This window comes from Enterococcus sp. ZJ1622 (assembly GCF_011038845.1).
In the GTDB taxonomy this organism is placed as follows: Bacteria; Bacillota; Bacilli; order Lactobacillales; family Enterococcaceae; genus Enterococcus_B.
Genome location: NZ_JAAKDW010000006.1, coordinates 209,244 through 216,861, shown reverse-complemented (window position 1 = coordinate 216,861; position 7,618 = coordinate 209,244). Strand labels below are relative to the sequence as shown.

General features: G+C 39.1%; 16 protein-coding genes. 1 reads left to right on the top strand and 15 read right to left on the bottom strand.

Features of this window, described 5'->3' with window-relative positions; translation table 11 throughout:
* The 10 genes from G7Y42_RS07920 to G7Y42_RS07875 form a co-directional block, all read right to left on the bottom strand.
* Window positions 1-214 (bottom strand): ArpU family phage packaging/lysis transcriptional regulator (locus G7Y42_RS07920; protein WP_277424425.1); only part of this gene is annotated, 214 nt, incomplete at its 3' end.
* Window positions 215-292: 78 nt separating this feature from the next.
* A complete protein-coding gene (locus G7Y42_RS07915) occupies window positions 293-589 on the bottom strand; it encodes a hypothetical protein (RefSeq protein ID WP_165005260.1) in 297 nt (98 codons plus the stop codon).
* A complete protein-coding gene (locus tag G7Y42_RS07910) occupies window positions 586-1,158 on the bottom strand; it encodes a DUF1642 domain-containing protein (protein WP_165005261.1) in 573 nt (190 codons plus the stop codon). The genes G7Y42_RS07915 and G7Y42_RS07910 overlap by 4 nt, the downstream gene beginning before the upstream one ends.
* Before the next feature lie 13 nt (window positions 1,159-1,171).
* Window positions 1,172-2,266, bottom strand: coding sequence for a DNA (cytosine-5-)-methyltransferase (dcm, locus tag G7Y42_RS07905; protein WP_165005262.1), 1,095 nt, complete (start codon window positions 2,264-2,266; stop codon window positions 1,172-1,174).
* A complete protein-coding gene (locus G7Y42_RS07900; protein ID WP_241161933.1) occupies window positions 2,263-2,652 on the bottom strand; it encodes a YopX family protein in 390 nt (129 codons plus the stop codon). The genes dcm and G7Y42_RS07900 overlap by 4 nt, the downstream gene beginning before the upstream one ends.
* A complete protein-coding gene (locus tag G7Y42_RS07895) occupies window positions 2,652-2,966 on the bottom strand; it encodes a MazG-like family protein (RefSeq protein ID WP_165037882.1) in 315 nt (104 codons plus the stop codon). Before G7Y42_RS07895 ends, G7Y42_RS07900 begins: the two co-directional genes overlap by 1 nt.
* Window positions 2,966-3,256, bottom strand: coding sequence for a hypothetical protein (locus G7Y42_RS07890; protein WP_165005267.1), 291 nt, complete (start codon window positions 3,254-3,256; stop codon window positions 2,966-2,968). The genes G7Y42_RS07895 and G7Y42_RS07890 overlap by 1 nt, the downstream gene beginning before the upstream one ends.
* Window positions 3,256-3,420 carry an antitoxin gene (locus tag G7Y42_RS07885; RefSeq protein WP_165037879.1) on the bottom strand — a complete coding sequence of 55 codons (165 nt, stop codon included), beginning with the start codon at window positions 3,418-3,420 and terminating at the stop codon, window positions 3,256-3,258. Before G7Y42_RS07885 ends, G7Y42_RS07890 begins: the two co-directional genes overlap by 1 nt.
* Complete coding sequence (locus G7Y42_RS07880; RefSeq protein ID WP_165037877.1) at window positions 3,417-3,719, bottom strand: hypothetical protein; 303 nt, start codon at window positions 3,717-3,719, stop codon at window positions 3,417-3,419. The genes G7Y42_RS07885 and G7Y42_RS07880 overlap by 4 nt, the downstream gene beginning before the upstream one ends.
* A 146-nt stretch (window positions 3,720-3,865) precedes the next feature.
* On the bottom strand, window positions 3,866-4,840 hold the full coding sequence (locus G7Y42_RS07875) for a phage replisome organizer N-terminal domain-containing protein (protein ID WP_165005269.1): 975 nt from the start codon (window positions 4,838-4,840) through the stop codon (window positions 3,866-3,868).
* Between the two features lie 68 nt (window positions 4,841-4,908).
* Here G7Y42_RS07875 and G7Y42_RS07870 point away from each other — a divergent pair, with 68 nt between their 5' ends.
* Window positions 4,909-5,094, top strand: coding sequence for a hypothetical protein (locus tag G7Y42_RS07870; RefSeq protein WP_165037875.1), 186 nt, complete (start codon window positions 4,909-4,911; stop codon window positions 5,092-5,094).
* A 35-nt stretch (window positions 5,095-5,129) separates the two neighbouring features.
* On the opposite strand, the gene G7Y42_RS07865 is transcribed toward G7Y42_RS07870, so the two are convergent.
* Genes G7Y42_RS07865 through G7Y42_RS07845 form a run of 5 tightly spaced genes read right to left on the bottom strand, consistent with a single transcriptional unit; the run spans window position 5,130 to window position 7,601 of the window.
* A complete protein-coding gene (locus G7Y42_RS07865) occupies window positions 5,130-5,357 on the bottom strand; it encodes a hypothetical protein (protein WP_165037873.1) in 228 nt (75 codons plus the stop codon).
* A 2-nt stretch (window positions 5,358-5,359) separates the two neighbouring features.
* Window positions 5,360-5,854 carry a hypothetical protein gene (locus G7Y42_RS07860; RefSeq protein ID WP_165037871.1) on the bottom strand — a complete coding sequence of 165 codons (495 nt, stop codon included), beginning with the start codon at window positions 5,852-5,854 and terminating at the stop codon, window positions 5,360-5,362.
* 1 nt (window position 5,855) lies between these two features.
* Window positions 5,856-6,542: a putative HNHc nuclease gene (locus G7Y42_RS07855; protein ID WP_130095847.1), complete on the bottom strand. Its 687-nt coding sequence runs from the start codon at window positions 6,540-6,542 to the stop codon at window positions 5,856-5,858.
* 5 nt (window positions 6,543-6,547) lie between these two features.
* Window positions 6,548-7,267, bottom strand: coding sequence for a DUF1071 domain-containing protein (locus G7Y42_RS07850; protein ID WP_165037869.1), 720 nt, complete (start codon window positions 7,265-7,267; stop codon window positions 6,548-6,550).
* A complete protein-coding gene (locus G7Y42_RS07845; RefSeq protein ID WP_165037867.1) occupies window positions 7,260-7,601 on the bottom strand; it encodes a hypothetical protein in 342 nt (113 codons plus the stop codon). The genes G7Y42_RS07850 and G7Y42_RS07845 overlap by 8 nt, the downstream gene beginning before the upstream one ends.
* Window positions 7,602-7,618: the final 17 nt, after the last annotated feature.

The window sequence follows — 7,618 nt, the reverse complement described above, 5'->3', positions numbered from 1 at the left end:
TCGCATCTCTCTCCGCTTCTATATCCATCATCTGGACCAATGCATCCTCTGCCTTGTTTCCGTATTTCGGTGCCTTCGGCATATCCGTAATAATCGGCGACTTAATATCTATCAAAGAGCGACCTGCCATCCGCTCCAAACGCCGAAAGTTCTTCAGCACATCTCTCGCATTACATCTTGTCTGTTTGAAATCTACCTCTCGTAACAATTGCATCAAGTCAAACCGCTCCTTTTTGTGATATAATAAACGTGTCGTGTTTATTTATTTTGAGTCGGAGCAATCCGGCTTTTTTTATTTGCTTTCAATGAGTTCGATATCCATCAAACGAGCCACTGCCAGATTATCTTTACTCTTTGCTAACCATTTGTCGCATTCCATCGTGTTTTCAATGCGAATGATTGCTGAGTGGTTATAGACATGATCTACATATCCTCTGAACGGATATACGAACTCTTCTGCTTCACATCGAACCATGTCGCCTGCCTTAACCTTTGCTTTCTTTTTCTTCTTAGGATTCTTTGTTGGCATATCTAACATTAATCCACCGATGCCATGGCTACTAGCGTAAAAGCCGTCTTTTAATTTCATCCTTCTGTCACCTCACCACCAAATACAACCGAAAGAGCTTCTGCATCTTCTTTTTTCAACCTGATAGCCTCTTTTTTGTTTTTTGTGTAGTTTCTTTCGTAAGATTTTTTTCCTAAACTCACATACGTAATATAGTCATTATCTTTCTTAATTACATACAACGGCTCTTTCTCGACCTCATAGCCGTATAACAAAGCTTCTGTTGCTTTCTTTTTATTAGGATAATCGCCAACACTACCCTCAACAAGCCAGTTCGCCAGCTTTTTTCTTTCTGACGGTGACCTGTTTTCGCTAAGTTCATAATCAACACCATATCCCCAGCCTACGCGCGCAATAAGAGAAATGGCATAAAACTTGTCACGTTCTGCTATAACTTGTTTTGCCCAATCATCAAAAAACTTCGGCATAATCAGTTGCTGCGGTTCGTCTAGTTGTTTTGCTAAGCCAATCAAATTGACGTACGCTTCTGTTTTTCCTCGCCAGTAGTCCTCATGCTTATCTATCTTAATGGAGCGTCTGGAATTTTCCTTAATCTCTTCTAAAGTTTCAATCAGTTCCCGTTTATTCATCGTTGTTCCTCCTTCATAATCTCTTCGCTATATCTGCAATCACTGGCACAGTCACACTGTTTCCAGCCTGCTTGTAAAGCTGACTATCGCTGTTTACTTCTTTTGCTCGATCAAATGCCCAGTCTGGGAAACCTTGCAGACGCCAACACTCTCGAGGTGTCAGTTTGCGGATTCTGTAATTATCCGTAACTACTGCTTGCTCTTCGCCAGTTAACAAAGTATTTGCAATTCCCTTTCCCACACGTCCTCTTCGTGTATCTGAGTTAGGATGACTGATATTGACCGAATCTCCTGGTAAAGCTTCAGCATAGCCTTTTGATGTAGCTTCCCTCACCAGAACTCCATGTCTATCTTGTGAAGTTAGTGTAAACATTTCATCGCCATCATTTTTAAATCTTCTACCGTTTTGTCGTTTTTCTAATCGATCAGGCGTGAGAACTGGTATAGCTACTTGTTTCTGCTGTTTACTTTCAACAACGTACGAACCGACTCCTGCTGCTTCTCCATATCTTGCCGTGATTGTATTGACTGAACTTTGTTGTCTTTGTAACTCAACAAGCGGTTCGTCATTTCCTGAGAAAGGAAATATTTTTCTGGTACATTCTCCTCTAAGATGTCCGATAATGAATACTCGCTCCCTGTTTTGCGGAATATAAGCCGCTGAGTTAATACAGTCCCATTCCACATCATACCCGAGGTCATCCAAGGCTCGGAGGATCGTCTCGAACGTAGCCCCTCCTTCGTGATTGAGGAGTCCTTTGACGTTCTCAAGGAATAAATAGCGTGGTCTGAGAATAGATGCGAACCTTGCAATTTCAAAGAAGAGAGTTCCTCTAGTATCTTCGAAACCTTTTCGCTTTCCTGCAATTGAGAAAGCTTGGCACGGAAATCCTCCACAGATAACATCGACACTTCCGATTCCTCGAATAAACTCATCTGATACTGTTGTGATGTCATGCATTTCCACCTCTCCTTCTGTATCATGTATTGCTTTATAGCTAGTTCTAGCGAATTTATCGATTTCGCAAAATCCAACACATTCATGTCCAGCGGATTCCATACCTAATCGAAATCCGCCGATACCTGCGAATAAATCTAAGAATTTCATTTCTTCACTTCTTTCAACAACTCTGGATTCTCGTAAATGTTGCCGATAACCACGTAGCCGTTAGCTCCTCTAGTCCAAAAATCAAGGCCAATGAATGAGCTTGAACAAATCTGTTTACCCATAAACCCTGCGTCATGCCAAACAATTTCATGATGGCTGACATACCAGTTTGGTCTGTCTTTATCTTGAGAACCGATGATATCCCCCTCAAATATCTCCACACCATTCTTATCTTTCAGCCCTGTGGATTGCATGAGTTCATAACGTTCTTCTAAGCAAAGCATCAAACTTTCTAACGTCTCATCATGATCCATATCACCAAAGTAAATCCCCTCTTGATTTGTCATTGCTTCTTCGTATCTATCCCACGCTCTAAACTTCGTCATCATTTGCTGCCCTCCGGCAAATCTTCTGACTTAACAAATACACCTTCAACCATTTTTCCAGTACGACCTTTGATTTCGTTGTACGCTTGGTTCAAACACTCGTATAAGTCCATGTCGTTTTGCATTGCTAAAATAATCAAGGTTACTACTACGTCTCCAATTCCGTCTCTTAAACCATGCTCATCTTTTCTAGCTAGGGAAGCAGCAACTTCCCCGACCTCTTCGACCGTTTTTAACATTTGCTTGCTAGAATCTGCTTGATCCAATCCCTTATCTTTTGCCCACTGCTCTATTTTTGTGATTAGTTCGTTCACTATTTCTCCTCCTCAATCTCACATGCCTGCTCAAACTGTCTAGTGATGTTTTCTAACGCTTTTTTGTACTCGATAATACTTTTTATCACGTGCCCCTCTCTCAGCACGTAATCACGCTGTATCGCCTTCAAACACGATGAGACTGTTTGAAAGTATCCGATATCTGATCGTGATTCTTCTTTTGCTTCTGTGTAGCGAATGTTTCCTTCCTCATCCCGTCTTACTTTTGATAGGACAATGTTCCTGGAATCACTGGTAATTCGATAATCTTCGATTTTCATGTCTAGCATTATTCTTCCTCCAATCGATGGATTTCCCTTCTTAAATTCTCTATGTGTAAATCAATTGCCTTCCTCGCCGTTTCATTGACCATCACCGACTTTGTTCGCTCCAGATCGTCAATCTCACGCTGAATGTTTCGAATACGCATTTGAATCACTTCTTCTGTTGTCATAATGACTCCTCCGAATATCTAAACGTTCTCTTCTTAACGTCTGTGTATCCACATCTGGCTCTTTTTCTAACGGTACTCTCGTGCAAGCCTGTGAGACTTGCTAACTGCTGAGCAGTTCCTGTGACTAGAATTTTGTCGCCATGCCAGATTGCGATTTTTCGCGGTCTTAGCTTGCTGCTCTTGTCTGCCCACATCGCTCTTCCAAGTCTCATCACTTCTGATGCAGCTTCTTTGTCATTTTGCCAATCTTCTGAATAAGTCAATTCGATAATTCGCTGCATTGCCGCTTTCTTATCCATCCCGACATTCTCCTTTCAGTAATTTGAGTACTTGATCAAGTGCGCTCTCACGTCCACCGTGGAACGTGTTGAGCCACTTGTCTTCGTACGACACACTCTGCCTTAAAGCTTCTTGGTGCATTAATTCGATTTGTGCAATGAGTTGGTTAAGATTCATCTTCTTTCGCCTCTTGTGCTTTCTTTGCTAGATAAGCTTCAAAACGTGCATCGATTTCTGCTTTTTGTTGTGGATCAATTGTTTTTTCTTCTTTTGGTTGATTCACCCAATCGGGCAGCTTTTCACGCCGGACATTGTTTTGATACTTTGAAATTGAAGGTTTCGCCTGCTGATTTTTCCGTCTTTCCTCTTCGCCTTCGATAGCAGCTTTGCTAAATAGACGTTTGTTAAAACGATTCTTAAGGATGCCGTCTAAATAATTCCATCTGCGATTATTATTTTCGATGGCTGTATTTACACCATGCATCATCCAAGCGTCTGCTTGTTCAATGGTCAGTCCTGCTTCTTCTAGGTCTTTTAACCAAAAATTGATATTGTCCCCCATAGTATTTCCATACGGACTACCAAAGCCATTTTTTTCAAGATACGAATATATCTGAATTGAATACTGTTTTAATGCAGAAGCATCTCGTTTTTCTATGTCTTTGTCTTTGTCTTTCTCTAACTCTTTCTCTATATCTATCTCTTTCTCTAACTCTATCTCTAGGCGACCTTTTCCAGACAATTTCTGGACATTGTCCTCCTTTGCTCTTTGGATTCGTTTTTGCCTAGCGTACTCAGTTTCTGACCCTACTAATTCGCTGAGCTGATTTAGATATATCTCTCCGCTGTCCAGTATTTTTATTAGTCCGATTTTGTTGAATAGATCCATAGCAACTTTCACTGTGTCCGTATTTGAATTTGTTAGTTTTGCTAGAGATTCGGGATCGTAAGGGATCATTAAATTACCTACGTTTCTAACTAGCAAGCCTTCTGTCTTTAGAGATTTAAGGCAGAGTTTCAAATAAAATAAACAATATTCTTTACCATTAGGTTGTTCTTCCAGCCATTCGATGGTATCTTCTTCGAAAAAATCCTCTTTTAATTTAAGCCAGTAATAGCGCTTCTTTTGTTTGTCTGACACGTACGTTCCCCTTTCTTTTTGATGTTAGTGAAGGTATATTTAATATAAAAACAATTTGAGGTGTTTCTATGTTAGTAAAAGAATTGATCAATCATTTAGAAAAAATGGATGAGAATTCCACCATAAAATTAGAAGTAAAAACTAAAGCGGCGGACAACGAAGAAATTCCAACATATGCCGATATCCAAAGTATTGAATTCGGTGAGAACAGAGTTGTCTTAAAAGGCGATGATGAATTAATTGAATGGGACTAGTTCCCATTCTTTTCCATATCATTTTTTCTAGCAGGCTATCCTTCATCGTCCACGACAGTAACTGTGTACTGGTAACAAGTCTCTGTAATTCCATTAACTAATCTATTCGTCTTAATTTTTTCAACACTAATATCGCTTTGTTCAGCTTGTGTACCAATGAAAGCAAATGTCATGATTTCTAAGAACAGTCTGTCTCTCGGACTCATTTTTTTATATTTAGTGCGCCATGCTCGTTCAAATGCTGCTGTTTTTAAACTAATCATCATTATTTCTCCTCTAGCTGAGATAATGTATGCGATAAATATGCCAATACTGCTAAAGTATCTTGTGAAGTAAGTTGATACTCAGATTCGTACATTTCATCAATAAACCTGATTTGAGCACGTTCATGCGAATAATCTTGACCATACCATCTACGGATTGTTCTCGAATGACCGCTCCGAAACCCCTCGTTATACCAATAACCAAATACCTCTTTTTCTTCGAGCATTACAGGTAGATTTCCTTCTTCAATAGTTTTTATAGCGAATTTTAAAAGTGAACGCAGCTCTTTTTCCCATTCTTTATATCGTCTTATTTCAACTAGTTGCATACCGATAGCTACATTCTCATCATGATTATTAAATTGCTCAATATATGACTTTTGCAATTTAATCTCTTTGAGGAGTTCTTCTTCATTCTTTACAAACTCTTTTCTGAGTTTATTTAGTCTATCTTCGGCTTCTTTTAATTTTTTAAAATTATCATTAATTGTTCTCACTTTACCCTCCGATATTTAACTTTTTGATTGTCTCCTGGTTTAACTTGATTCCTTTGATTTGATATTTATTTTTGAAATTAGTCACACCTATTTTATGTTTCTCCGTGTGATGGATTCTGCAGAGTGCTGCAAATGTGTACTCTGAATGATCAACTTCTTTGCGCTTTCGTCTTCCTAGCGCTTTGTCAAAGTGATCGATGTCAGCTCCTGTTTTGCCACAGATGCAACAGACTCTTTTTGTGATGCATTTGTAGAAGTAATACTCTTGATTCGCTGGTAAAATCTCATAGCCTTCTTTGAAAGGAATATGGTGTTCAAAGATGAAATCTAAAATGATATTTGCTAAGACATTAGCATCGCTCACAGTTGTATTCGATTCATCTTTCAGGCTTATTTTGCGACCTGTGACGCCTTCAAAACGGAAGTAGAAGAATTCTTTCCAGAAGTCCGTTGGCATGCCTGTATCGATGAAAATGTCGCCTATGAGCGCATAGATGAAGTTTCGTTGCTGTACAGTAAATCGACGTGGATCAATAAAACGAATTTCAATGACTCGATCGCCATCATAGCCGTCATACATCGTCTTTAGTCGCTCGATGTTCACTTCCTCATTGATTGTTGCCCCTATATCTTTTCCTTTGAACTTTTTCAGAACCGCTGAATATGAATCGATCAATGGTTTAAACACTCATATCACTTCTCTTTTGTTTCGTCTCTGTACTGGTCTTCAAGCCAATTAACGCCTCGTTTTAGAACGCCCAAGTCACTCTTGGTCCATTTACTGTCATCCGCTGTTATATAAGCTGCATCAGTCAATGCAACAACCGCTTCATCAATTGTTTTTTCATACTTGTTAGCAACCAGTTGTAAAGCATCCAAGAATAGCTTTTTGCTTCTTTCGCTAGCTGGTTCAAGCATTGAAACATCTTCTGGCATATCTTCTCCAGCAAAGATATATAACCCTAGCCCGAACATTGCTAAATTTTTTACAAGACAACGCATGATTGTTTTGTTGATATCGAACATCGTTGCTGCTTCACAAGTACGATCAATATAGTTTCCTGTCCAGTTTTTATCTTTGTATTCTTTGACTTTGTATGTGTATGGCTCATCTTTCATTGCCTTGTTTGCACCATCCATGACTGGCAACCACATATCACGCTTTACTCCATTGACTTTGATACTGGTAAAAACCATATAGCCTGTTTTTTCATCAAAGAGGTATGGACGGTGTGTTTCTGGATCACGATAGATTTCGTAGTCTACTTCTTCGCAGATTTTGCTGACTTCTGCCCACGCCCATGCCCAGGACAGATAAGTTAATTTGTTTCTTTTTTCGACAACATCATTGACTGTTATCTTGTACAGACTATTGAATAATTTGTTATCATTACGTTTCATGCCTTCACTCATCAAATTCTGCCTCCATTTCAGTAATGTATTTCTTACCTGGTCCGTAATAAGAGATATCAATCAAGTTATCTCTTTCGTACTCTTCTAATGCATCAGTCAAGCCATCTTCCACGATGTAAATATATTCAGGTTTATTTGAATGTTTTGATAGATGAATAAGGTAAACATGATCCCAAATACTCACAAAATTGCCCAAATCGTCTTGATCACATGCTAGTTCTTCATTCGTCAAAAGATTTCGTCTGATTTTTCGATTGTTTGTTTCCTTGATATTCGATTTGCCCCAACTAAGATCAGTCAAATATTTATCTAGAGTGGAAAGTTCTTTTTCCATGTGGTAACATCTCCTTA